The 22,779-nt window shown below is 73.0% G+C and carries 22 protein-coding genes; 13 read left to right on the top strand and 9 right to left on the bottom strand.

Features of this window, described 5'->3' with window-relative positions; translation table 11 throughout:
- The 3 genes from ACLQ21_RS11830 to ACLQ21_RS11820 all read left to right on the top strand — a co-directional run.
- Window positions 1–534: HNH endonuclease signature motif containing protein (locus ACLQ21_RS11830; protein ID WP_425663905.1), on the top strand; the 534-nt coding region annotated here is incomplete at its 5' end.
- Window positions 535–700: 166 nt separating this feature from the next.
- Window positions 701–2,839, top strand: coding sequence for a DEAD/DEAH box helicase (locus ACLQ21_RS11825; RefSeq protein ID WP_425663903.1), 2,139 nt, complete (start codon window positions 701–703; stop codon window positions 2,837–2,839).
- A gap of 10 nt (window positions 2,840–2,849) precedes the next feature.
- On the top strand, window positions 2,850–3,647 hold the full coding sequence (locus ACLQ21_RS11820; protein WP_425663902.1) for a class I SAM-dependent methyltransferase: 798 nt from the start codon (window positions 2,850–2,852) through the stop codon (window positions 3,645–3,647).
- 138 nt (window positions 3,648–3,785) lie between these two features.
- Here ACLQ21_RS11820 and ACLQ21_RS11815 read toward each other — a convergent pair whose 3' ends face one another.
- From ACLQ21_RS11815 to ACLQ21_RS11795, 5 genes are read right to left on the bottom strand one after another with little or no spacing between them, the layout of a single operon-like run.
- The gene (locus ACLQ21_RS11815; protein WP_425663900.1) at window positions 3,786–4,442 is read right to left on the bottom strand and encodes a DsbA family oxidoreductase; all 657 of its coding nucleotides are present in this window, start codon (window positions 4,440–4,442) and stop codon (window positions 3,786–3,788) included.
- Between the two features lie 46 nt (window positions 4,443–4,488).
- Window positions 4,489–4,926 (bottom strand): hypothetical protein, encoded by a 438-nt coding sequence (locus tag ACLQ21_RS11810; protein ID WP_425663898.1) that lies wholly within the window; start codon window positions 4,924–4,926, stop codon window positions 4,489–4,491.
- Complete coding sequence (locus ACLQ21_RS11805) at window positions 4,923–5,552, bottom strand: CDP-alcohol phosphatidyltransferase family protein (RefSeq protein ID WP_425663896.1); 630 nt, start codon at window positions 5,550–5,552, stop codon at window positions 4,923–4,925. The genes ACLQ21_RS11810 and ACLQ21_RS11805 overlap by 4 nt, the downstream gene beginning before the upstream one ends.
- Window positions 5,553–5,575: 23 nt before the next feature.
- Window positions 5,576–6,616, bottom strand: a complete 1,041-nt coding sequence (locus ACLQ21_RS11800; protein ID WP_425663895.1) for an FUSC family protein — start codon at window positions 6,614–6,616, stop codon at window positions 5,576–5,578.
- Entirely contained in the window at window positions 6,613–7,254 is a 642-nt protein-coding gene (locus ACLQ21_RS11795) for a TetR/AcrR family transcriptional regulator (RefSeq protein ID WP_425663893.1), read from the bottom strand. The genes ACLQ21_RS11800 and ACLQ21_RS11795 overlap by 4 nt, the downstream gene beginning before the upstream one ends.
- 83 nt (window positions 7,255–7,337) lie before the next feature.
- Between ACLQ21_RS11795 and ACLQ21_RS11790 the strand changes: the two genes are divergently transcribed.
- A complete protein-coding gene (locus ACLQ21_RS11790) occupies window positions 7,338–7,745 on the top strand; it encodes a VOC family protein (RefSeq protein ID WP_425663891.1) in 408 nt (135 codons plus the stop codon).
- A 94-nt stretch (window positions 7,746–7,839) separates the two neighbouring features.
- Window positions 7,840–9,333 (top strand): MDR family MFS transporter, encoded by a 1,494-nt coding sequence (locus ACLQ21_RS11785; RefSeq protein WP_425663889.1) that lies wholly within the window; start codon window positions 7,840–7,842, stop codon window positions 9,331–9,333.
- On the opposite strand, the gene ACLQ21_RS11780 is transcribed toward ACLQ21_RS11785, so the two are convergent.
- A complete protein-coding gene (locus tag ACLQ21_RS11780; protein WP_425663887.1) occupies window positions 9,330–9,806 on the bottom strand; it encodes a general stress protein in 477 nt (158 codons plus the stop codon). The genes ACLQ21_RS11785 and ACLQ21_RS11780 overlap by 4 nt on opposite strands.
- 71 nt (window positions 9,807–9,877) lie before the next feature.
- On the opposite strand from ACLQ21_RS11780, the gene ACLQ21_RS11775 reads away from it, so the two are divergent.
- Window positions 9,878–10,570 carry a hypothetical protein gene (locus ACLQ21_RS11775; RefSeq protein WP_425663885.1) on the top strand — a complete coding sequence of 231 codons (693 nt, stop codon included), beginning with the start codon at window positions 9,878–9,880 and terminating at the stop codon, window positions 10,568–10,570.
- A 60-nt stretch (window positions 10,571–10,630) separates the two neighbouring features.
- Window positions 10,631–11,263: a UdgX family uracil-DNA binding protein gene (locus ACLQ21_RS11770; RefSeq protein ID WP_425663883.1), complete on the top strand. Its 633-nt coding sequence runs from the start codon at window positions 10,631–10,633 to the stop codon at window positions 11,261–11,263.
- 20 nt (window positions 11,264–11,283) lie between these two features.
- Here ACLQ21_RS11770 and ACLQ21_RS11765 read toward each other — a convergent pair whose 3' ends face one another.
- From ACLQ21_RS11765 to ACLQ21_RS11755, 3 genes are read right to left on the bottom strand one after another with little or no spacing between them, the layout of a single operon-like run.
- On the bottom strand, window positions 11,284–12,420 hold the full coding sequence (locus ACLQ21_RS11765) for an LOG family protein (protein ID WP_425663881.1): 1,137 nt from the start codon (window positions 12,418–12,420) through the stop codon (window positions 11,284–11,286).
- An 11-nt stretch (window positions 12,421–12,431) separates the two neighbouring features.
- On the bottom strand, window positions 12,432–15,434 hold the full coding sequence (locus tag ACLQ21_RS11760) for an AAA family ATPase (protein WP_425663879.1): 3,003 nt from the start codon (window positions 15,432–15,434) through the stop codon (window positions 12,432–12,434).
- The gene (locus ACLQ21_RS11755) at window positions 15,431–16,585 is read right to left on the bottom strand and encodes an exonuclease SbcCD subunit D (RefSeq protein WP_425663877.1); all 1,155 of its coding nucleotides are present in this window, start codon (window positions 16,583–16,585) and stop codon (window positions 15,431–15,433) included. Before ACLQ21_RS11755 ends, ACLQ21_RS11760 begins: the two co-directional genes overlap by 4 nt.
- Before the next feature lie 100 nt (window positions 16,586–16,685).
- Between ACLQ21_RS11755 and ACLQ21_RS11750 the strand changes: the two genes are divergently transcribed.
- From ACLQ21_RS11750 to mnhG, 6 genes are read left to right on the top strand one after another with little or no spacing between them, the layout of a single operon-like run.
- Window positions 16,686–19,532, top strand: coding sequence for a Na+/H+ antiporter subunit A (locus ACLQ21_RS11750; protein WP_425663876.1), 2,847 nt, complete (start codon window positions 16,686–16,688; stop codon window positions 19,530–19,532).
- A complete protein-coding gene (locus ACLQ21_RS11745) occupies window positions 19,529–19,996 on the top strand; it encodes a Na(+)/H(+) antiporter subunit C (RefSeq protein ID WP_425663874.1) in 468 nt (155 codons plus the stop codon). The genes ACLQ21_RS11750 and ACLQ21_RS11745 overlap by 4 nt, the downstream gene beginning before the upstream one ends.
- The gene (locus tag ACLQ21_RS11740) at window positions 19,996–21,504 is read left to right on the top strand and encodes a Na+/H+ antiporter subunit D (RefSeq protein ID WP_425663872.1); all 1,509 of its coding nucleotides are present in this window, start codon (window positions 19,996–19,998) and stop codon (window positions 21,502–21,504) included. The genes ACLQ21_RS11745 and ACLQ21_RS11740 overlap by 1 nt, the downstream gene beginning before the upstream one ends.
- Window positions 21,501–22,031, top strand: a complete 531-nt coding sequence (locus ACLQ21_RS11735; RefSeq protein ID WP_425663871.1) for a Na+/H+ antiporter subunit E — start codon at window positions 21,501–21,503, stop codon at window positions 22,029–22,031. The genes ACLQ21_RS11740 and ACLQ21_RS11735 overlap by 4 nt, the downstream gene beginning before the upstream one ends.
- Window positions 22,031–22,399 (top strand): monovalent cation/H+ antiporter complex subunit F, encoded by a 369-nt coding sequence (locus ACLQ21_RS11730; RefSeq protein WP_425663869.1) that lies wholly within the window; start codon window positions 22,031–22,033, stop codon window positions 22,397–22,399. Before ACLQ21_RS11735 ends, ACLQ21_RS11730 begins: the two co-directional genes overlap by 1 nt.
- Window positions 22,396–22,758 (top strand): monovalent cation/H(+) antiporter subunit G, encoded by a 363-nt coding sequence (gene mnhG / locus ACLQ21_RS11725; protein WP_425663867.1) that lies wholly within the window; start codon window positions 22,396–22,398, stop codon window positions 22,756–22,758. The genes ACLQ21_RS11730 and mnhG overlap by 4 nt, the downstream gene beginning before the upstream one ends.
- Window positions 22,759–22,779: the final 21 nt, after the last annotated feature.

The raw sequence follows: 22,779 nt of genomic DNA, 5'->3' as shown, positions 1-22,779 counted from the left end.
CCGGGGAAGGCGTCGCCGACGCTGCTGGTGGCGGTCACGCTCGCCGACCTCGCCGCGCACGCCGCCGGCCAGCCGGGCGTGTGCGAGATCGTCGAGACCGGCGAGATCGTGCCGGTGCAGCTGGCCGCCCGAATGACGTGCGACGCGTTCATCCAGCCAGCGCTGCTCGACGACGACGGCCACGTCCTGAAGCTCGGCCGCCGCAAGCGGCTGTTCAACAAGGCGCAGCGGCTGGCGATCATCCTGCGCGACAAGCACTGCCTCGGCTGCGGCGCACCCGCGTCCTGGAACGACGTGCACCACGTGCGCACCTGGGCCGACGGCGGCGACACCGACATCGACAACGGCGTGCTCGTCTGCTCCCGCTGCCACCACGAGGTCCACTGCGGCCGCCTCCAGCTCGAGCGCGCCGGCACCCGCTGGCGCATCCGACGCGCCCTCCTCCCGCCCGTCCGACGACCCCGCGGCACCCGCCGCACGGACGCCACCGTCACGATCGGCGCGACGGAGCGCATTCAGGCCTCGACCCGGTAGCATTGCAACGACGTCAGCTTGCTGGTCGCCGTCCGTGCCGCATCGCGGCTCGCCCGCGCACCGCAACCGCCGTCACCGGCACGACGAGCCGCCGCACCGAGGTCTGGTGCCGTCGCAGCCTGAACACCGGGCCCGTACCCGCGGCCCCGCCTCGAATGGAGGACATGTGGCCGACGCCGCAACCATCGATGCACCCGAGACGGAGTCAGACCCGTCGGGCGCATCCCCTGAGACGCCGCGCGATCGCGACGCCCTCATCCCGCAGCTCGCCCGGGCCGTGCGCCAGGTCGAGGCGGGCGTCAAGCGCGGCAGCGCATCGCGCTCGACGCGCGTGAAGCTGCAGGTCGTGGCGATGCTCGCGCGCGAGGAGCGCGCCCGCGTGCGCGCCGACAAGGCGCTCACCGACGCCGAGCGAGCCGAGGACCTCAAGCGTCTCGACGGCATCGCCGTCATCCTCGCCAAGGCCGCGAGCCGGGAGCCCACGCTCCTGCCGTTGCTGGGCGACAGCGCCCCCATCACCGACGCGGTGCGCGAGCGCAAGCGCGAGATGCTGCTCGCCGCGGGCATGGAGCCCGAGACCGAGGTCTCGTCCGCACCGGCGCCGGAGAGCACCGAGCCGCTCGCACCCCAGGTCGTGCCCCCGTCGGTGCACCGCGTGCAGCTCGCGAACCCCTTCCTCGAGCCCGACCTCTCGCACATCCGCCGCAAGCCCGAGCGCGACCGCCTCGCCGGCTTCGACCTGCTGTCGCCGCTGTTCCTCTCGTTCGAGGTCGCGGCCGACGGCAAGCCCGCCTGCATGCCGCTGCCCGAGCCAAAGCAGCGCATCGCGCCCGGCGGCAAGGAGCTCATGCACCACCAGTCGCAGCTCGTGCAGGCCGCCCGCGACGGGCACCGCACGTTCCTGCTCGCTGACGAGCCGGGCCTCGGCAAGACCGCGCAGGCGCTGCTCGCGGCACAGGCGGCGGATGCGTTCCCGCTGCTCGTCGTCGCACCGAGCGTCGTGAAGATCAACTGGGCTCGCGAGACGGAGCGCTGGGTGCCCGGTCGCCGCGCCGCCGTGCTGCAGGGCGACGGCGACGAGCTCGACGCCTTCGCCGACGTCGTCATCGTCAACTTCGAGGTGCTCGACCGGCACATCGGCTGGCTCGAGCGCTTCAACTTCCGCGGCATGGTCGTCGACGAGGCGCACTTCATCAAGAACACCCGCTCGAAGCGGTCGCGCCACGTGCTGCAGATCGCTGCGGCGCTGCGCGAGCGCATCGGCAACCCGCTGCTCATGGCGCTGACGGGCACGCCGCTCATCAACGACATCGAGGACTTCGCTGCCATCTGGCGCTTCCTGGGCTGGGTCGACCAGAAGGAACCGAACGCGCAGCTGACCGACGAGCTCGAGGACATCGGCCTGACGCCGATGGACCGCGCGTTCTACCCGGCCGCGCGCAAGGCGGTCATCGACATGGGCATCGTGCGACGCCGGAAGATCGACGTCGCCTCCGACATCCCCGCCCGCCGCATCGCCGACATCCCCGTCGAGCTCGACGAGGCATCCGTGCGGTCCATCCGCACCGCCGAGCGCGTGCTCGTCGAGCGGATGCTCGCCCGCTACGACGCCGCCATGTCGCAGCGCGCCGCCGACGCACGGGATGACAGCCGCGTCGACGAGGAGCTCGTGCGCCGCATCGCCCGCAGCGAGGTCGAGACGCAGGAGGGCGGCACGGGTGAGAACGTCTTCGCCCTCGCGCGCCGCATCGGCCGCGCCAAGGCCGAGCTGGCCGCCGACTACGCGGGCCAGCTCGCGCACTCGGTCGGCAAGGTCGTGTTCTTCGCGAAGCACATCGACGTGCTCGACGCCGCCGAGCAGACGCTCGCGAAGGCGGGAATCAAGACGGTCTCGATCCGCGGCGACCAGACGCCGACGCAGCGCCAGAAGGCGATCGACGCGTTCACCGAGGACGACTCAGTCAAGGTGATCGTCTGCTCGCTGATGGCGGCGGGCGTCGGCGTCAACCTGCAGGCCGCCGCCGACATGGTGCTCGCCGAGCTCTCCTGGACCGACGCCGAGCAGACGCAGGCGATCGACCGCATCCACCGCATTGGCCAGTCGATGCCGGTCACCGTGTGGCGTATCCTTGCCGCGCAGACGATCGACACGCGCATCGCCGAGCTGCTCGACGCGAAGGCCGGGCTCGTGGGCCGTGCGATCGACGGCGCCGTGGGCGACGAGCCGACGACGAGCGACCTGCGGCTCGACGCGGTCGCCGGCATGCTGCACGACGCGGTCGCGGCCCGCATCCGGCGGAGCTGACCCCGCGGTCGTGACCGACCCGATCTTCGGCGATCCCCGGCTCGCGGCGGTCTACGACGCGCTCGATGCCGACCGCTCCGACCTCGAGGTCTACGAGCGGATCGTCGTCGACGAGCTCGGCGCTCGCTCGGCGCTCGACATCGGCTGCGGCACCGGCACGTTCGCGCTCATGCTCGCGGCGCGCGGGCTCCAGGTGACCGGCGTCGACCCGGCCGCCGCATCCGTCGCCGTCGCGCGCTCGAAGCCCGGGGCCGACGCGGTGCGCTGGCTCGTCGGCACGGCGGACGCCCAGGCGGCGGATGCGGCGGATGCGACGGACTCAGCGGATGTGGCGGGCGCCACTGGCGCGCCGACCGGGGTCGATGTCGTCACCATGACCGCCAACGTCGCACAGGTCTTCCTTGACGACCTCGAGTGGCACGCGGTGCTCGTCGCCGCGTGGCGGGCGTTGCGCCCCGGCGGCATGCTCGTGTTCGAGTCGCGACGCCCCGAGCGGCGCGCGTGGGAGGAGTGGACGCGCGAGGCCACGCGCCAGGTGGTGGACGTCCCGCACGAGGGCTCCGTCGAGGAGTGGGTGCAGGTCACCGACGTGGACGGCCAGTTCGTCACGTTCGAGTCGCCGACCGTGTTCCATCGCGACGGCACGCGCATCGACTCGACCACGACGCTGCGGTTCCGGCCGCGCGCGGCGATCGAGCGCTCACTGCGGGCGGCGGGGTTCGAGCTCGTCGACGTGCGCGACGCGCCCGACCGCCCCGGCCGCGAGTGGGTCTACCTGGCCTGGCGCCCCGCCCGGCCCGTCGGTTGAGCGTTCGCGTCCGAGTAGAGATCAACTCGGACGCGAACCCTCAACCGCCATCCCGACTGAGCGCGTCGGTTGAGCGTTTGCGTCCGAGTGCAGGTCAACTCGGACGCAAACCCTCACCCTCCGTCGCGACTCAGCGCCTCAACTGAGGGTGGCGTCCTCGAGGGCGAGCTTGCGCGCCTGGTCGAGCGCCTGCGTGAACGTCGACGCGGGCTGCGCGCCCGAGAGGCCGAGGCGCATGTCGAAGACGAAGAACGGCACGCCGTTCACGCCGAGCTCCTGCGCCTGCTGGATGTCGGCGCGCACGGCGGGCAGGTAGCGCTCGTCGGAGAGCGCTGCGCGGATCTCCGGCTCGTCGAGCCCTGCGCCGGTGCCGATCGCGACGAGCGCGTCGACGTCGCCGATGTCGGTGCCGTGCTCGAAGTGGCCCGAGAGCAGCGCCTCCTTGACCTCATCGGCCCTGCCATGCGCCTTCGCGAGGTGCAGCAGCTGATGCGCCCGCAGGCTGTTCGCGACGACGAGCTTGTCGAAGTCATAGGAGAGGCCCTCGCCGGCCGCCTGCTCGGTGACGTGCGCGAACATCTGCCGCACCTGCTCGACGGGCATGCCCTTGCGGCTCGCGAGGTACTCGACCTCGGTGCCGTCGTAGTGCTCGGGCAGGGTCGGGTCGAGCTGGAACGAGTGCCAGGTGACCTCGACCTCGTCCCGGTGCTCCCAGGCGCGCAGCGCCGTCTCGAACCGGCGCTTGCCGATGAAGCACCACGGGCACGCCACGTCTGACCAGATATCGATCTGCATGCTGGGGCCAACGCGCCCCTCCGCGGAAGATTCCCGCTGTCTGATGTCAGCGCGGGAGCTCGTCGATGAGCGCGTCCGCCTCCGGGTCGTCCCAGTCGTCCAGGTCGACGTCGTCGGTCTCGACGACCGCGGTCGTGTCGTCGTCATCGTCGTCCGCGTCGTCATCGCCGAGCCACGCATCCGCCGCCGACACGAGCTCATCGTCCTCGTCGTCGTCGAGGTCGTCGTCATCGTCGTCGTCGTCCTCGGCGAGCTCGTCGCGCAGCCACTGCGCCAGCTCGCCCTCGGCCTCCGCGTCGACCATCGACTCGACGCTCTCGTCGTCGAGCGGCAGGATCGCAGCGACCTTGTCGCCATCGCGCGCGACGATCGTGTCGTCGTCGCCGTCCTCGCCGGGCACGCGCTCCACCGACTCGTGCCAGCCCGCGAGGATGTCCTCCACGAGCGCGGCGAGCCGTTCGCGCTCCTCGGTCCAGTCGGTCATCGCGCCTCCCCGGTCTTCGTCGATGCAGTGCTCGCTCCAGTCTGCACCAGCCGCAGGCGACGCGCCTTGAGCATGTAGTCGACCGCGGCGATGATGTGCAGGCCGGTGCCGACGAGCATGAGCGTCATGCCGATCGGCGTCGCCCACGGCACGACGGTGTGCCCGAGCAGCAGCAGCACGATCGCCAGCAGCAGCAGCGCCGTACGGATCTTGCCGAGCCACGAGACGTGGATGCTGCCATCACGGGCCTCGCGACCGGCGAAGACCACGGCGAGCACATCCATGCCGAAGATGACGGCGAGGATCCACCAGTCGACCACGCCGGCGATGGCGAGCGAGAGCGTCACGCCGATGATGCCGATGCGATCGGCGATGGGGTCGAGCACCTCACCGAGTCGCGACTCCTGGTTGAGCGCCCTCGCCAGCACGCCGTCGATCCAGTCGGTCGACGCCCAGACCGCCAGCAGGATGACCGGCACCCACGACCCCTCGGCGCCCACGACGACGAGCCAGCACACCGGCACGAGCAGCGCGAAGCGCACGAGCGTGATGGCGTTGGCGACGGTGAAGACGCGCTGGAAGTACGGGTCGTTCGGATCGCGTTCGCGAGCCGGGGTGAGCGCCATGCACCCTTTGATAGCACAGCGCCTCAGCGGGGAGCCGTGCCCCATCGCCGCGTTGCGAAGCCGACCGCGATGCCGATGAGCGCCCCGATGATCGACTCGACGAGCCGGTCGACGAGCAGCTGCTCGACGGGCGTCGGCGTCGCGAGGTGCACCGCGAGCAGCGCGAGCGGCGTGACGAAGACCATCGCGATGCCGTAGTTGCGGCCGACGAGCAGCTCGACGCCGAACGAGCACAGCCCGACGAGCAGCACGACGACGAGGTCGCTCGGGCGCAGCATCAGCGCTGCGGCGCCGAGCAGCACGCCGAGCGTGGTGCCGACGATGCGGTGCGTGCCGCGCGCGAGCCCCGCCGCGAACGTGCCGGAGGCGATCGGGACGACAGCCGACACCATCGCCCAGTAGGGGTGCCCGATGCCCAGCAGCGTCGCGACCGCACCCGCGAGCACCACGCCGATGGCATAGCGCGCCACGCGGCGCAGCTGCACGCGATTGCCGGGGGAGAGCGCGTAGCTGCGTGCCACCGGCTCGTGGGCGGGCGGCGGCTGCCGGCGCACGCGCCGCAGCGCCGTGCTGGCCGAGCCGACGAGCACCGAGAAGAGTGCGGATGCGGTGGCCACGACGGTCGCGATGCCCGCGTCCGCGAGCGACAGGTCGGGGATCGACGCCGAACCGCTGAACGCGAACAGCGCGAACAGCGGACCGGGCGGGTGCCAGTCCTCCGCGTCGGAGACGATCGACACGAGGCCCGCGAAGAGGGCGCCGCCGAGGATCATCGGCCACGCGGGTGCAGGCAGCGTCGCCACGAGAGAGCCGAGGCCGACCGCGGCGACCATCACCGCCGCAGCCGTCGACTGCATCACGATTCGCGGCAAGTGCACCCGATTGCGCCCGTAGAGCGAGGTGAACGCGCCGAACGCCGCCCACGCCGACCACTCGCTGTGGCCGATCGCGAGCAGCACGAGCAGCGGCACGAGCGTGCTGACCGTCGCGCGGATCGCGACGCGATGGGCACGGTCATGGGGCCCGAAGGCGAGCAGCGCGTCCCGGTACTCGCGCAGGCTCATCGCGGGTCGGCGGCGGCCGCCGAGAGCCCGAGCCGCACCATCTCCACGACCCTCGAGGCGAGCCGTTCGCGGGAGGCGGCGTCCAAGGAGCGCAGCGGGCCGTCGACCGTGAGCATCGCGAAGCCGTGCACCGCCGACCACGCGAGCGCCTCGGCCCCCGGCCGGTCCTCGACGCCGAGCTCGCCGACCCCCTGCAGCGCGTCGAGCGCGCGCTCGAGCTGCTCGTAGGGCGTGCGTCCGCACTCGCCGCGCGCATCCGCGTCGTGCGCGGAGTCCAGGTCGCGGTGGGCCCGGAACGCGAGCTGGAAGAGCCCAGGCTCACGCCACGCGAACCGCATGTAGCCGAGGCCGACCGCCGCGAGCGCCCCGTCCGCCCACGCGCGGCCGCCCGTCGCCGGCACCGTGCTGATCTCCTGCTCCATGGCATCGGCCACCATGCCGAGCGTGCGCAGCACGAGCGCCGAGACCAGCTGCTCGCGGCTCTCGAAGTGTCGGTAGACGGCCGAGGGGGCGACCTCCACGATGCGGGCGAGCTCGCGCAGGCTCAGGGACTCCGGCCCCGCCGCCCGAGCCGCCTCGATGCCCGCGTCGATCAGCGCTCGACGCAGGTCACCGTGGAAGTACCCGGATCGTGCCATCACCCTTGACGCTACAGGGGTCGATGACTAATGTGAACGCCGTTCACACCCAGGTGTCACCCCACCAGCGTCGAGGAGCAGTCATGGCAGTCCAGATGGTGTTCCCGAATCACGCGGTCGCCGACATCGGCCGGTCCACCGCCTTCTACGAGGCGCTCGGGTTCGAGCGGAACCCCGTGTTCAGCGACGAGACCACGAGCTGCATGGTCGTGTCCGAGCAGGTCGCCATCATGCTGCTCGAGCACGCCAAGTTCGACGAGTTCCTGGTGGGCGATCAGCGCCGCGCGCCCGAGGGCACGCTCGAGAACCTGCTCGCGCTGCTGCTCGGCAGCCGCGATGAGGTCGACGCGTTCGCGACTGCGGGCACCGGCGCTGGCGGTACGCTCTCGAAGCCGGTCGAGGACAACGAGTGGGGCATGTACGGCGGCCAGCTCACCGATCCCGACGGCCACATCATCGACTTCTTCTACATGGAGCCCCCGCAGGCCTGACCTGCGACCTCCTCACACGCACCGGCGCGAACCCAGCGGGAATGCTCCCGCTGGGTTCGCGTTGCCATGACGCATCACACGCGAGACGGAACCCATGCAGACCGAGACCCAGCCATCGCGCCCGACGGGCGCCACGACACCCGACCGCCTGCCGCCCGGCGGCGCGATCATCATCGCCACCCTGCTCGTCTCGGCGTTCGTCGTCATCCTGAACGAGACGGCCATGAACGTCGCCATCTCGACGCTCGTCGCCGACCCGGTGCTCGGCATCGACGAGCGCGCGGCCCAGTGGCTCACCACGGCGTTCCTGCTGACGATGGCGATCGTGATCCCCATCACCGGGTGGCTCATGGCGCGCTTCAGCACGCGCACGCTCTTCATCGCCGCGATGGCGGCGTTCGTGCTGGGCACCGTGCTCGCGGGCGTCGCCCCGTCGTTCGGGCTGCTGCTGCTCGGCCGCGTCGTGCAGGCATCCGGCACCGCGGTCGTGTTCCCGCTGCTCATGACGACCGTGATGCAGCTCGTCCCGCCCGCGCGGCGCGGCGCCTTCATGGGCACCATCTCGCTCGTGATCTCGGTCGCGCCCGCGCTCGGCCCGACCGTCTCCGGCGCGATCCTGCAGGTCGCGTCGTGGCGCTTCATCTTCCTCGGCGTCGCCCCGCTCGCGCTCATCATGCTCATCGTCGGCTGGCGCAGCCTCAAGCGCGGCGACGTGCAGCAGCCGCCGCACCTCGACATCGTGTCGATCCCGCTCGCCGGCCTCGGCTTCGGCGGCCTCGTCTACGGGCTCTCCCTCATCGGGGCGACCGGGCTGCCGGCGTGGCAGCTGCCCACGTCGTTGGCCGTCGGCGTCGTCTCGCTCGCGCTGTTCGTCCTGCGGCAGCGGCGGCTGCAGCGCACCGACGACGCGCTGCTCGACCTGCGCACGTTCCGGCACCCGCTCTTCACCGCTGCCGTCATCGTGATGGGCCTCGCGATGGCGGCGATGTTCGGGACGCTCATCACGCTGCCGCTGATCCTGCAGGACTCGATGGGGCTCGAGCCGCTGCAGGTGGGCCTCATCACCCTTCCGGGCGCGCTGCTCACCGGGCTCCTCGGCCCGGTGGTCGGCAGGCTCTACGACCGCTTCGGGCCGCGCCCGCTCGTGATCCCCGGCGCGCTCGTCATCCTCACGGCGCTCGTGCTCTACACGCAGCTGCACATCTCGACGCCGTGGTACCTCGTGCTCGTGATGCAGATGACGCTGAGCCTCGGCTTCGCCTTCACGTTCCCGCCGCTGTTCACCGTGTCGCTCGGCGCGCTGCCGAAGCACCTGTACGGGCACGGGTCCGCAGTGCTCAGCACCGTGCAGCAGGTGGCCGGCGCCGCGGGCACCGCCGCGTTCATCACCATCATGGCCACGCGCCAGGCGCAGCTGATCGCCGAGGGCGTCGCCCACGGCGAGGCGCTGCTCGAGGGCGCTCGCATCGCGTTCATGGGCGCAGCGGCGCTCTGGACGCTCGGCGTGATCGCGACGCTGTGGCTGCGGAAGCCGGCGGATGTCGTGCCCGACGAGCGCGAGCACGTCGAGCACGTCACTGCCGCCTAGCGCGCCTGCCCCATGAGGCGCACTGCCTCTGCGGCGTGCTCGTTCGTCACCTGCACGCCGTAGCGGGCGGCCTGGATGCCCTTGACGCTCGCGAAGTCGCGCTTGCCGCCCGTGAAGGCGTGCTGCACGACGCCCGCGATCATGCCGAAGGCCGCGCCCATCAGCACCGACCAGAGCACCCAGCTCCAGGAGTCGACGATGATGAGCCCGAAGAGCAGGCCGATGAAGAGGCCGAACCACGCGCCGCCCAGGGCACCCGAGAGCGCCGCGCGACCGTAGGTCATCCGGCCGAGCACCTGCTCGACGGTCGTGATGCCGGTGCCGACGATGCGCACGTGCTCGACGGCGAACTTCGCGTCCGAGAGCCGGTCGACGAGCGCCTGCGCCTCCTCGTAGGTGTCGAACTCGGCGATCGTCGTCGACGGCGGTGTGGGCTGCGTCCGGTTCTGCAGCGGGTTCTGGATGTCGCTCATGATGATGCCTCCCTCCGGCCCGGTGCGGGCCTCGGGAGCGATCCTCGCATCCGTACCGATACGTTTCCCATGTGGATGACCTCCTGCAGTTCGCCGGCAGCTACTGGTGGCTGATCTTCATCGTCGGACCGATCGTCGGCGGGTGGATCGGCGGCGTCGCGAAGTACAACGAGCGCCGCCGGCGCGACCGGATCGAGCTCGAGCGCATCCGTCGAGCGCCCGTGCTGCCGGTGACGCCGCCCGGACCCAGCCCTGCAGAGGCCGACGCCGCCGACCGCGACCGGCAGATCGAGCGCATCCTCGCCGACCACGACGACACCGACCGCCGGTGGCTCGACTTCGAGCTCGACGTCGCGAAGCTCATCGACTACCCGCTCGTCACCGACATGCGCGAGCCCCTCACGCAGACCTTCCACCGCGCCAAGCGGGTGGCCGACGGGCTGCGGCCCGAGTCGCCGGATGCGCTGCGGCCCGCGGGCGCGCTCGAGCGGTACCGCGAGGCGGTGCGCGACTACGAGGTCGCCTTCGAGGCGGCCGTCCGGGAGGCGAAGCGGCGCGCGCAGTCCGGCTTCAGCGAGCCGGAGCGCCGCCGCCTGCAGTCCGCGCAGCGGCTCATGGCGCTCGCCGAGAGCGAGTCGTCGACGCCCGCCGAGCGGCAGAGCGCGTACAAGCAGGCGCGCCGCGAGCTCGATGGGCTCATCGCGCTGCCGGAGGCGACGACCGACGACCTCGAGCGGCGGATCGCAGGCGAGCTGGAGGCCTGACCCGCAGCGCCGACGACCAGGAGCCTGGTCGGGCGCCGCCGTCGCGGCTACGCTCCCCGCATGAGCGCCGACGCGAGCCCCGCGGATGCGAGCCCCTGGGTCCCTGCCACCGGCGGCCTGCGCGAGCTGCGCGGCGCGGTGCACGAGTGCCGCGGCTGCGAGCTCTATCGCGACGCCACCGCGGTCAGCTCCACGGGGCCGCGCACCGCGAGCGTCATGCTCGTCGGCGAGCAGCCGGGTGACCGGGAGGATCGCGAGGGCGAGCCGTTCGTCGGCCCCGCCGGCCGCGTGCTCGACGAGGCGCTCGCCGCCGCCGGACTCCCTCGCACGGAGGTGTACCTGACGAACGCCGTGAAGCACTTCCGGCATGAGGATCGCGGCGCGCGCCGCATCCACAAGACGCCGGCGGTCGGCCACATCGACGCGTGCCGGCCCTGGCTCGAGCGGGAGCTCGCGCTCGTGCAGCCGCGCGTGATCGTCTGCATGGGCGCGACCGCCGCGCGCGCCGTGCTCGGCCGCACCGTGCGGATCGGCGACGAGCGCGGCGTCGCCATCCCGCTCTCGAGCGGCGTCGCCCTCGTCACCGCGCACCCGTCCGCGGTGCTGCGACTCCGCGGTCGCGGTGGCTACGACGAGGCGCTCGAGCAGCTGGCCGCCGACCTGCGGACGGCCGCCGCCCTCGCGCGCGGCTGAGCGCGCCGGAGCGGCACGGCTCAGGCCGCGCGGGCGGTCCCCAGCTCCGGCTCGAAGGCCGCGATCCGCGCCACCGCATCCGCCGGCGTGTCGACGAGCACGATGCCGGCGGCACCCGGGCGGTCGCGCATCACCGCCTGCAGCAGCGGCCACGCGGGCATCGTCTCGGTCCAGAACCGCTCGCCGAGCAGCACGAGCGGCGCCCACGCGCCGTCCTCGGCATAGGAGTTCTCGCACGCGTCCTGGAAGATCTCCTGCACCGTGCCGCCGCCCCCGGGCAGCACCACGATGCCCGCGTTCGCGACGCGGAGCAGGATGTCCTCGCGCACGGAGTTCTGGAAGTACTTCGCGATCGACGTCGCGAACGAGTTGGGCGGCTCGTGCCCGTAGTGCCAGGTCGGGATGCCGAGCGAGACGCCATCGCCGACCCTCGCCGCGATGCGCTGCGCCGACGCGATCCACTCCGGGATCGCGCCCTTGAACGACGGCACGGCGGCGAGCTCGTCGATCGCCGCGTCGAGCTCGTCGGTCGACAGGCCGACCGCCCTGGCGCCCAGGTTGCCCGCCTCCATCGCGCCGGGGCCGCCACCGGTCGCGACGACGCGGCCCGCTCGGGCGAGGCCGTGCGCGAGGTGCGCCGCCTGCCGGTACTCGGGGGCGTCGCGCCGCAGCGCGTGGCCGCCCATGATGCCGACGATCGCCCTGCCCTGCACCCAGTCGGCGAGCGCGTCGTCGATCGAGTGGTCGTGCAGCGCCGCCGCGAGCGTGTTCGCGATGTCGTGGTGGCGCGTGCGCGACCACGCGTACACGCGCGCGTCGAAGCTCGACGGGTAGCCGTCCTCGAGCCCGGCGACGAGGTCGTCGGGGGCATAGAGCGTCGAGCGGTACGCGTTGAACGGCACCTCCGGCACATCGTCGAACACGAGGGCGCCCTGGCCGACGAGCCGCTCCTTCGCGCCGTCCGGCAGGTCGGCGCCCAGCAGCAGCGCACCGTCGCCGTCGAGTGCCTCGAGCTCGGCTGCCCGCTCACGCAGGTCGACGTCCTGGATCCGCCAGCCGTGCATGCTGCGGGCGCGCACGGCGAAGCGGTCGAACGCCTCGAGCGAGCCGATGTCGATGCGGCGGCCGTGCTGCGGGCGCTCGTCGAAGTCATGCATGCGACCGGAGCCTACCCAGCGCTCGCCGCGGCACCCTGAGCGACCTCGATGCGGCTGCCGCCGCCTGGCACCGGCACCACCCGGATGCGAGCGGGGATGCGCTCCTGCATCTGCTGCACGTGGCTGATGACGCCCACGCTGCGGCCGCCGGCCCGGAGGTCGTCGAGCACCGCCATCGCGTGCTCGAGCGTGTCGGCGTCGAGCGATCCGAAGCCCTCGTCGACGAAGAGGGTCTCGAGCGAGACGCCGCCCGACTCGGCCTGCACCACGTCGGCGAGCCCGAGCGCGAGTGCGAGCGACGCGAGGAACGTCTCGCCGCCCGAGAGCGACTCGGTCGTGCGTGCCTTGCCGGTGTGCGCGTCGAGCGTGAGCAGTCCGAGGCCGCTCGCGCGACCGCGATAGGCGGTCGACTCGTCGTGCAGCAGCGAGAACCGCCCTCCCGTCATGCCCGCGAGCCGCAGGTTTGCGGCATCGACGATCGCCGCGAGGCGCGTCGCGAGCACGTAGGTCTCGATGTCCTGGCGACGCGGGTTCTCACCCCGGAGCGCCCCCGCGAGCCCTCGCAGCGCTAGGGCGTGCGCCGCGCCCTGCTCGAGCGCAGCGAGTGCCGAGCGGGCGGCCGCTGCGTCGGCGAGCGCGAGCCTGCGGCGCTGAGCCGCCTCGGCATCGGCGCGGGCGGCGGCGCCGTGCGCAGCCGACGCGGCTGCGAGGGCTGCCTCGAGCGGCTCGAGGTCCGGCACCGCGTCGTCGAGGTTCGCGAGCTCCGGCTGCGCTAGCACGCCGCGGGCGCTCGCCTCCCGGGCGTCGTGGTCACGGATGCGCGCGCGCAGCGCCTCGCGCTCGGTCGCCGTTAGCCGAGCCGCGGCGGCATCGTGGCGCGTCGGGAAGCCGTGCGCCTCGAGCGCCTGCGCGCCCGCGGTCGCCGCCTCGGTCTGCTCGGCCAGCGCCGTCCTGCGGGCGGCGTCCGCGTCGAGCCAGCGCTGCAGCGCGTCGCGCCGCGCGGTCGAGCGAGCCACGAGCGCCGCGGCGTCCTCGCCCTCGAGTGCCTCGTCGAGCCGTTCGCGCGCCTCCGCCTCGCGCGCCGCGACCGCCGCCGCCCGCTCGCGACGCTGCGCGGCGTCGGCGTCGAGCGCGCGGATGCGCTCGTCGAGCTCGGCCGCCGCCGCGTCGTGCGCGGCGAGCGCCGCCTGCAGGCGCTCGCGCTCGGTCGCCGCGGTGCGGCAGCGCTCGAGCGCCGCCCTGGCCTCCTCGAGCGCGACGTCGAGCGCCGCTTCGTCGTCGTCGCCCGCGACCGCCGCCCGGGCGGCGCGACGCGCCTCGACGTCGGCGAGCGCCGCGTCGGCCTCGCGCACGGCTGCGGCAGCCGCCTCCGCCCGCTCCCACCCGGCGGCGACCGCCTCGGGCGTCGCCGCGTCGGGGGAGGGGTCGGCTGGCGACGGATGCGCGGTCGAGCCGCACACGGGGCAGGGCTGGCCGCTGCTGAGCGCTGCGGCGAGCTCGCCCGCGATGCCCGCGAGCCGCGCCTCCTGCAGGACCGCAGCCTCTGCCGACACCGTGCGGCTGCGCGTGAGCGCGGCCTGTGCGGCCGCCCGCGCAGCCGCGATCTCGCGGTCGAGCGACGCGACGTCGCGCGCCGCGGTGAGCCGCGTCTCGACCGCGGTCACCGCATCCCGCGCCGCGTCCGCCCCGGCGGCGGCAGTCGCCGCCGCCTCCCGCGCGCCGACGAGCAGCTCGCGCTCAGCAGGACCCCGGTCGCGCTCCGACCTCGCCGCGGCGAGCGCCTCGCGCGCGGCCTCTGCCTCGGCTGCCGCGCGCGCCGTCGCCGCGGCGAGCGCGGGCATCGCCCGCTCGAGGTCGGCCGCCGCCTGCGCGACCGCGACGTCGTCGCCGGCGGCGTCGTGGGCGACCGCGACCGCGTCCCGGCTCGCGTCGACGTCGTCGGGCAGCTCCGCGGCGGCGAGCTCGACGCCGGCCTCGGCGGCCGTGACGGATGCGTCGGCCCTGGCCCAGCGGTCGAGAGCGCTCCCCGCCTCGGCCGCGCGCTCGGCCACGTCGAGCCGGGACCTGGCCTCGTCGACCTCCTCGCCCAGCAGGGCGAGCGCCGCGAGCGCATCGCGCGCCGCGTCGCGCCGCCGCAGCAGGGCGAGCCGCTCGCGGGCGACGTCGCGCTCGAGCCGCGCTCGACGCTCCGTCTCGGCGGCGTCGGCGGCGACCGCAGCGGCGCGGGCGCTCGCCGCCTCGAGCGCTGCCTCGAGCGCGTCGAGCTCGTCGGCGGTGATCCCGGCCGCCTCCGCAGCGTCGTCCTCGGGCACGTCGGCCGGCGCGTCGCCGTCGGTCGGGGCGTCGAGCTCCGCGACCGCCTCGCGCACCCGCTGCGCCCGCTCGGCGAGCGCCGCCTCGAACGCGTCGCGCTCGGCGGCGAGCGCCTTCCGGTCGGCGTCGAGCAGGTCGCGCAGGCCGCCGAGGTCGCCGGTGCCGAACAGCCGGAGCAGCAGCGCCTTCCGCTCGTCGCTCGTCGCGCGCAGGAACTCCGCGAACCCGCCCTGGGCGAGCAGGATGACCTGCAGGAACTCCTGCTTCGTGAGGCCGACGAGGCGGCCGACCTCGTGCCCGACCTCCTTGGTCGTCGTCGCGATCGGCGACCAGCCGTCGTCGGTGCGCTCGAGCAGGCTCGCTCGCGCGGGTTCGCGCGTCGTGCCGGTGCCGCGCGCCTTCGGGCGCTCGTACTCGGGGGAGCGCTGCACGCGCAGCACACGATCGCCGAGCTGCACGTCGAGCTCGACGAGCGTCGGAGTGGTCGGTCCCGCGAGGTCGCTGCGGAGGTGCGCGCGCTCGCCGTAGCGGGGCGCGGAGCCGTACAGGGCGAACGTGATCGCGTCGAGCACGGTCGACTTTCCCGCCCCCGTCGGCCCCGCGATGAGGTAGACGCCGTCGCTCTCGAACGCAGCGAAGTCGACCTCGAACCGGTCGCGGAACGGCCCGAATGCCTGCAGGGCGAGCCGCAGGATCCTCATCGGGCCGCCTCTGCCGCGGCGACCCGCGCGAGGCCGTCCGCCACGAGCGCGCGCTCCTCGTCGCTCGGCCCCTCGCCGCGCACGTGGGCGAGGAAGTCGTCGACCACTTCGGCATCGCTGCGACGCTGCATCCGCTCGCGCACGTCCGCGCCGTCGCCCCGACCGGCCGAACCGGCCCACTCCACCTGGGCGCAGTGCGGCCAGCGCTGCTGCAGCCGCCGCATCGCGTCGAGCGGCATCGCCGCATCCGTCAGCACCGCTCGCACCCAGTGGCCCTCGGTGCCGTCCAGGGCGGGGTCGGCGAGCAGCGACTCGAGCTCGCCCCGCACCTCCGTGAGCGGTCGCGGCACGGGCAGGCTCAGCCAGTCGACGCGCTCGAGCCCGCGCGCGCCGAGCTCGACGAGCCAGCCGCCGCGCTCGGGGGAGCGCTCGCGGAACGAGTAGTGGAGCGGCGCGCCGGAGTAGCGGACCGCGGGGGAGAGCTGCTGCCGGGAGTGGATGTGGCCGAGCGCGGCGTAGTCGACGCCGTCGAACGCCGAGATCGGCACCACGTCGAGGCCGCCCGCTCGGATCTCGCGCGGCGCGTCGTCGTCCTCGGGCTCGACGCCCGCCGCGAAGCAGTGGGCGAGCACGACCGAGCGCGCGGGCCGATCGGCGAGGTCGGCGCGCACGGCATCCATCGCCCAGCGCATGGCGCTCGCCTGCGAGTCGATGCCGGCCTCCGGCACGACGGCGCGCAGCACGACGGGCTCGAGGTAGGGCACGGCGTAGACGCGCACCGGCCCGTGCTCGTCCTCGAGGTCGACGCACCACGACGACGGATCGGTCGCGGTCGTGCTGAGGTGCAGCCCGCCCGCGCGGGCGAAGCCGGCGTTCGCCCCGAGCCGCGCGGGGGAGTCGTGGTTGCCGCTCGACAGGATCACCTCGGCACCCGCATCGCGGATCGCCTGCAGCGCTCGGGTGAGAGCCTCCACGTGCCTGCCGGCGGGCATCGCGGAGTCGTACACGTCGCCCGCGACGAGCACGACATCGATGCGCTCTCGGCGGACACGATCGGGGATCTCGCCCAGCACCGCCGACAGCGCATCCACCGTGTCCGCCCCGTGGAACGTGCGCCCGACGTGCCAGTCGGAGGTGTGCAGGAGCCGCATGCCACCACGCTAGGGCCGCCCGCCGACGTCGGGCGCGCACCGCACGCGCCGATAGGATGGAAGCAGCCCCTGCCCGCGCGCTCGAGAGGGACTGCACCACGTGCTGCTCACTGTGACGATCCTCGCCGTACTCGGCGTCGTCGCGAGCGCCCTCAGCAGCAGGATGGGCCGGTTCGTCTTCCTGCTGCCGGCCGCCGCGAGCCTCGTCGCCGCCGTCTGGTTCGGCATGCAGGGCCCCGCCGTCGCCGCCGGCGCGGTGCTGCAGGAGCGGATCGAGTGGATGCCGGCGCTCGGCATCGCGATCGACCTGCGGCTCGGGTCGCTGCAGTGGCTGCTGGCCATGGTCGTGCTCGGCGTCGGCGGCCTGATCTTCGTCTACTGCGCCTGGTACTTCGACTCCCACACGCTCGCGCCGCGCACCGTCGGCCTGCTCACCGGCTTCGCTGCCTCGATGCTGCTGCTCGTGCTGTCGGACGACCTCATCGTGCTGACGGTCGGCTGGGAGCTGACGACCGTCTTCTCCTACCTCCTCGTGGGTCTCAACCACCGCTCGGCGAGCAACCGCCGCGCCGCGCAGACGGCGCTGATCGTCACGACGGTCGGCGGCCTCACGATGCTGACGGGCATCATGCTGCTCGAGTCGCAGACGGGCACGTTCTCGCTCGCGGCGACGCTCGCGGACCCGCCCCGCACGACCATCGCCGCGTGGGCCGCCGCGTGCATGGTCGTCGGCGCGCTCTCGAAGTCGGCGATCGTGCCGTTCCAGTACTGGCTGCCGGGCGCGATGGCGGCGCCGACCCCCGTCTCGGCGTTCCTGCACGCCGCAGCGATGGTGAAGGCGGGCATCTTCCTCATCGCCGCCCTGACGCCCGCGTTCGTCGAGCTGCCGTGGTGGCGCTGGACGATCGTGAGCCTCGGCATCATCACGATGCTGCTCGGCGCCATCCGCGCGATGCGGCAGCTCGACATCAAGGTGCTGCTCGCGCACGGCACGGTGAGCCAGCTCGGCCTGCTCATGACGGTCGTCGGCATCGGCACGCAGGCCTCGATGCAGGCGGGGCTCACGCTCCTCGCCGCGCACGCGGTCTTCAAGGCGTGCTTGTTCATGGTGGTCGGCATGGTCGACCGCGCCACCGGCACGCGCGACCTGCGCGAGCTCGGCGGACTCGCGCGCAAGCTGCCGTTCACGACCGCGGCGGCCATCCTCGCGGCCGCATCGATGGCCGGCCTGCCGCCCGCGCTCGGCTACCTCGGCAAGGAGGCGGCGCTCGACGGAGCGCTCGGCTACGCGGAGGGCTCGATCGCGGCGCTCGGCTGGGTCGCGTTCGTCGGCATCGCGGTCGGCGCGGCGATCACCGTCGCGTACTCGCTGCGGCTCATCGTCGGGACGTTCTTCGGGCCGCAGGGCGCCCCCATCAAGCGGCGCTCGACCATGCTCCTCATCCCGCCGCTGCTGCTCGGCGCGAGCGGCTTCGTGCTGGGCTTCGGCGGCGACACGATCTTCGAGCTGCTGCAGCCGCACGTCTCGACCGTCCCCGCCGGCGAGGCGGCCCCGCACCTCGAGCTGTGGCACGGGTTCACACCGTCGCTGCTCGCGTCGATCGCGGCGTGGCTGCTCGGCGTCGGGATCCACGTCGCGGTCGGCAGCGGCCGACGCGCGCCTCGCTGGCAGGACCCCTTCGAGCGCGTCTACCACGCGAGCATGCGCGGTCTCGACCGCCTCGCGGTCGAGGTGACCGGCCGCATCCAGACCGGTTCGCTGCCCCTGCACCTCGGCACGATCCTGCTGGTGGTCGTCGCCCTGCCGGGCGGCGTGCTGCTGCTGTCGGGCCTCGTCACGACCGACCTGCGGCTGTTCGACTCCGCCGGCCAGGTGGCGATCGCCATCGCCATCAGCATCGCGGCGATCCTCGCGACCACGACGCGCGGCCGGCTCAAGGCGTTCATGCTGCTCGGCGTCGTCGGCTACGGCGTGGCGCTGCTCTTCCTGCTGCACGGCGCACCCGATCTCGCGCTCACGCAAGCGCTCACCGAGACCGTCTTCCTCGTCATCCTCGTGCTCGTGCTGCGCAGGTTGCCGAAGTACTTCACGAACCGGCCCTTGCGCGCCGCTCGCTACTTCCGGGCGCTGCTCGGCATCGCGGTCGGCACGTTCGCGGCGCTCGCGGCGCTCGCGGCGCTGCAGGCGCGCACCGCGACGCCCATCTCCGAGGGCTTCTACCAGTGGGCGTACGACTTCGGGCACGGCGCGAACATCGTCAACGTCACGCTCGTCGACATCCGTGCCTGGGACACCCTCGGCGAGGTCTCGGTCGTGCTCGCCGCCGCCACCGGCGTCGCGAGCCTCATCTTCGTGCGTCGACCGGTCGCGGGCACCGGCGTGCTGAGCCCGAGCGACTCGGGCTCCGGCCGGCGCTCCTGGCTGCGGGGCTCGTTCAGCGACGACCGGATGGCGTCGCCGGTGCTCGAGATCGTCACCCGGATGCTGTTCCCGATCATGATGCTCGTGTCGGTGTACCTGCTCGCCGTCGGCCACAACCTCCCCGGCGGCGGGTTCGCCGGTGGGCTCGTCGCGGGCGTCGCGCTCGCGGTGCGCTACCTCGCCGGCGGTCGCGACGAGCTCATCGAGGCCGTGCCGTTCGACGCCGGCAAGCTGCTCGGCGGCGGCATGGCCGTCGTGGTCGCGAGCGTGGTCTGGCCGATCTTCATCGGCGGCCGGATCGGCGAGTCGTACGCGCTCACCGGCGTGCTGCCGCTGCTCGGGGAGCAGAAGCTCGTGACGACGCTCTTCTTCGACGTGGGGGTCTGGCTCATCATCATCGGCGCGATGCTCGACTTCGTCCGCTCGCTCGGCGCAGGCGTCGACCTGCACGGCGAGCAGAACCTGGCACCGCGACCGCAGTGGCGCTCCGACCGCTCGCTGCCCGGCGAGGGGATGCGACTGTGACCCCGACGCTCATCCTCGCCATCGCCGGCGGCGTGCTCATCGCCGCGGGCGTCTACCTGCTGCTCGAGCGCAGCCTCATGCGTATCCTCGCCGGCGTCATGATCGCCGGCAACGGCGTCAACCTGCTCTTCCTCGTCTCCTCGGGCCCCGCGGGCCTCGCGCCCATCGTCGGCGAGCCGCAGGGCGAGATCGCCGACCCGCTGCCGCAGGCGATGGTGCTCACGGCGATCGTCATCTCCCTCGCGACGAGCGCGTTCCTGCTCGCGATGTCGTACCGCTCCTTCCAGCTCGAGGGCCACGACGAGGTCGCCGACGACGTCGAGGACGCCATCGTGCGCCGCCGCGCCCAGGCCGACCTCTCGAGCGAGGCGTACAGCGACCAGGCGCCGGAGGCGCAGCCGGACACCGAGTCCGGCGGTCGCTCCGGCGACCCGGACGCCGCTCGGGACGGCAGCGCGCGCTGATGGATCTCGCGAACCTCGTCCCCGTCCCCGTGCTGCTGCCGCTCATCGCGGCCGGCATCACGCTCATCCTCGCCCGCCACCCGGCATGGCAGCGGATCGTCTCCGGCACGACGCTCGCGATCGTCGCGGTGCTCGCGCTCATCCTCTGCATCGGGGCGGATGCGCAGGGCCCGATCGTGCTGTGGGTCGGCGCGTGGCCCGACGGCCTGGGCATCGTGCTGGTCGCCGACCGGCTGTCGTCGCTCCTGGTGCTCGTCTCGAGCATCGTGACGGCGATCGTCGTCATCTTCCCGTCCCGGCGCGACATCGCGGACGGCGCGGACGGAGCGCCGGTCTCGGTCTTCCATCCCACGTTCCTGGTGCTGACCGCGGGCGTCGCGAACGCCTTCCTCGCGGGCGACCTCTTCAACATGTTCGTGTCGTTCGAGATGCTGCTGTTCTCGTCGTACGTGCTGATCATGCTCGGCGCCACGAAGGAGCGCGTGCGCGCGGGCTCGACCTACGTGGTCGTGAGCGTCGTCTCGTCGACGCTGTTCCTGCTCGCGCTCTCGATCGTCTACGGCGCGACCGGCACCGTGAGCTTCGCGCAGCTGCCCGAGCGGCTCGCGGCGCTCGACCCCGACATGCAACTGCTGATCCAGCTGCTGCTGCTCGTGGTGTTCGGCATCAAGGCGGCCGTGTTCCCGCTGCAGGCGTGGCTGCCCGACTCCTACCCGACCGCTCCGGCGAGCGTCACGGCGGTGTTCGCCGGACTGCTCACGAAGGTCGGCGTCTTCGCGATCGTCCGCGTGCAGACGCTGCTGTTCCCCGAGAGCCCGCTCACCGACCTGCTGCTCGTCGTCGCGATCCTCACGATGGTGCTCGGCATCCTCGGCGCGCTCGCACAGGGCGAGATCAAGCGACTGCTGTCGTTCACGCTCGTGAGCCACATCGGCTACATGCTGCTCGGCATCGCGCTCGGCACCGAGGCGGGGCTCAGCGGCGCGATCTTCTACATCGTCCACCACATCCTCGTGCAGACGACGCTCTTCATCGTGGTCGGCCTCATCGAGCGCGTCGGGGGCTCGACGAGCCTCTCGCGGCTCGGCGGCCTCGCCTCCGTGCCGCTGCTGGCGGCGCTCTACCTGCTGCCTGCCCTCAACCTCGGCGGCATCCCACCCCTGTCCGGGTTCCTGGGCAAGGTCACGCTCTTCGACGCGGCGCTCGAGGCGCCCTCGCCGCTCGCCATCGCCGCGGTCGTCGCCGGTGTGCTCACCAGCCTGCTGACGCTCATCGCCGTGATCCGCGTCTGGCAGCGGGCGTTCTGGCAGGAGCGGGGCGAGGACGACGACCGCGTGCACTCGCTGCGCGTGCTGCCGCGCATCTGGGTCGTGGCCGCGTCGGCGCTCGTCGGCATCACCATCGCGCTCACGGTGCTCGCGGGACCGCTCACCTCGTTCGCGGAGCGCGCGGCCGCCGACATCCGCGCCGGCGCGTATCAGCAGGCCGTCGAGGAGGCGATGCCGTGAACCGCCCGGGTCTCCGCTACCGCGTCTCGCTCGTCGCGACGATCGGCCTCGCCGTCATGTGGATGATGCTCTGGGGCGACCTGTCGCTCGGGGCCGCCATCTGGGGAGTCGTCATCGCCCTGCTCGTGCAGGTCATGTTCCCGCTCCCGGATGTGCCGGAGCTCGAGTCGTTCCGGCCGCTCGGCTTCGCGCGCCTCGTCATCGTGACGCTCACCGGCCTCGCGGTCTCGAGCATCCAGGTCGCGGCCAAGGTGCTGGCCTTCTGGCGGCCCACGCGCAACGCCATGATCCGCGTGCCGCTGCGCAGCGACTCCGAGTTCATCACCGCCATCACCGCGGAGCTCGTGACGCTCGTGCCCGGCTCGGTCGCCGTCGACGCCGGCGAGGGGTGGCTGCTCGTGCACGTCTTCGACGCGTCGAGCGAAGCGGCCATCGACCACGCACGTGCCCGGGTGCTGACCACCGAGGCGACGGTGCTGCGCGCGTTCGGGACGCCGGCGGACCGTGCCCTGCTGAAGGAGGGCTGATGGAGATCGTGCTGATCGTCGCCGGGCTCATGCTCGCCGTCGCCGCCGCGCTGACGCTCATCCGCATCGTGCGGGGGCCCGGGCCCGCCGATCGCGTCGTCGCCACCGACGTGCTCATCGCGGTGGTCGCGGGCTCGCTCGTCGTCGAGGCGGCGATCAACCGGCACAGCTACACGATCCCCGTGGTGCTCGTGCTGTCGCTGCTGGCCTTCGCCGGCACCGTCGCCGTCGCCCGCTTCGTCGCGGCGCGGGAGGGCGTGGTCGGCTCCGGACCCGATGACGTCGACGGGCTCGAGGGCGACGCGCCAGGCAAGGACCCGGACGCGCCGAGCGCAGCCGAGGTCGACGAGCAGGAGGACCGACCATGACGCTCGAAGCCGTGCTGGACGTCGTCGGCGCCGTGCTCATCCTGATCGGTGCGTCGCTCGCGCTCACCGCCGCGATCGGCCTCGTGCGACTGCCGGATGTGCTCAACCGCATGCACGCGGCGTCGAAGCCGCAGACGCTCGGGTTCCTCACGCTCTGCGTCGGCCTCGCGCTCGTGCTGCGCGACGGCGGTGCCACATCGATGCTCGCCCTCGCGGCCGGGCTCCAGCTCGTGACCGCACCGGTCGCGACGCAGATGATGGCGAAGGCCGCGTACCGCACGGGCCAGTACCGGGCCGATCTCGTGGTCAGCGACGACGACCGTGCGCGGACCGGCGACGACGACGAGCAGAACCGATAGGATCGTCAGCGACACGCACAG

It is taken from the genome of Agrococcus sp. DT81.2, assembly GCF_049844935.1.
Lineage (GTDB): Bacteria > Actinomycetota > Actinomycetes > Actinomycetales > Microbacteriaceae > Agrococcus.
The sequence above is the reverse complement of the archived record's forward strand: the minus strand, read 5'-3'. Positions and strand labels throughout refer to the sequence as shown.

Coding starts and splice junctions, on each gene's coding strand:
- ACLQ21_RS11810 (WP_425663898.1), bottom strand. CDS start 4,926: ATGACCGACTGGACCGAGGAGCGCGAACGGCTCGCCGCGCTCGTGGAG.
- ACLQ21_RS11795 (WP_425663893.1), bottom strand. CDS start 7,254: ATGGCACGATCCGGGTACTTCCACGGTGACCTGCGTCGAGCGCTGATC.
- ACLQ21_RS11755 (WP_425663877.1), bottom strand. CDS start 16,585: ATGCGGCTCCTGCACACCTCCGACTGGCACGTCGGGCGCACGTTCCAC.
- ACLQ21_RS11805 (WP_425663896.1), bottom strand. CDS start 5,552: ATGGCGCTCACCCCGGCTCGCGAACGCGATCCGAACGACCCGTACTTC.
- ACLQ21_RS11815 (WP_425663900.1), bottom strand. CDS start 4,442: ATGCAGATCGATATCTGGTCAGACGTGGCGTGCCCGTGGTGCTTCATC.
- ACLQ21_RS11730 (WP_425663869.1), top strand. CDS start 22,031: ATGGAGATCGTGCTGATCGTCGCCGGGCTCATGCTCGCCGTCGCCGCC.
- ACLQ21_RS11780 (WP_425663887.1), bottom strand. CDS start 9,806: ATGAGCGACATCCAGAACCCGCTGCAGAACCGGACGCAGCCCACACCG.
- ACLQ21_RS11770 (WP_425663883.1), top strand. CDS start 10,631: ATGAGCGCCGACGCGAGCCCCGCGGATGCGAGCCCCTGGGTCCCTGCC.
- ACLQ21_RS11765 (WP_425663881.1), bottom strand. CDS start 12,420: ATGCATGACTTCGACGAGCGCCCGCAGCACGGCCGCCGCATCGACATC.
- ACLQ21_RS11740 (WP_425663872.1), top strand. CDS start 19,996: ATGGATCTCGCGAACCTCGTCCCCGTCCCCGTGCTGCTGCCGCTCATC.
- mnhG (WP_425663867.1), top strand. CDS start 22,396: ATGACGCTCGAAGCCGTGCTGGACGTCGTCGGCGCCGTGCTCATCCTG.
- ACLQ21_RS11760 (WP_425663879.1), bottom strand. CDS start 15,434: ATGAGGATCCTGCGGCTCGCCCTGCAGGCATTCGGGCCGTTCCGCGAC.
- ACLQ21_RS11800 (WP_425663895.1), bottom strand. CDS start 6,616: ATGAGCCTGCGCGAGTACCGGGACGCGCTGCTCGCCTTCGGGCCCCAT.
- ACLQ21_RS11785 (WP_425663889.1), top strand. CDS start 7,840: ATGCAGACCGAGACCCAGCCATCGCGCCCGACGGGCGCCACGACACCC.
- ACLQ21_RS11790 (WP_425663891.1), top strand. CDS start 7,338: ATGGCAGTCCAGATGGTGTTCCCGAATCACGCGGTCGCCGACATCGGC.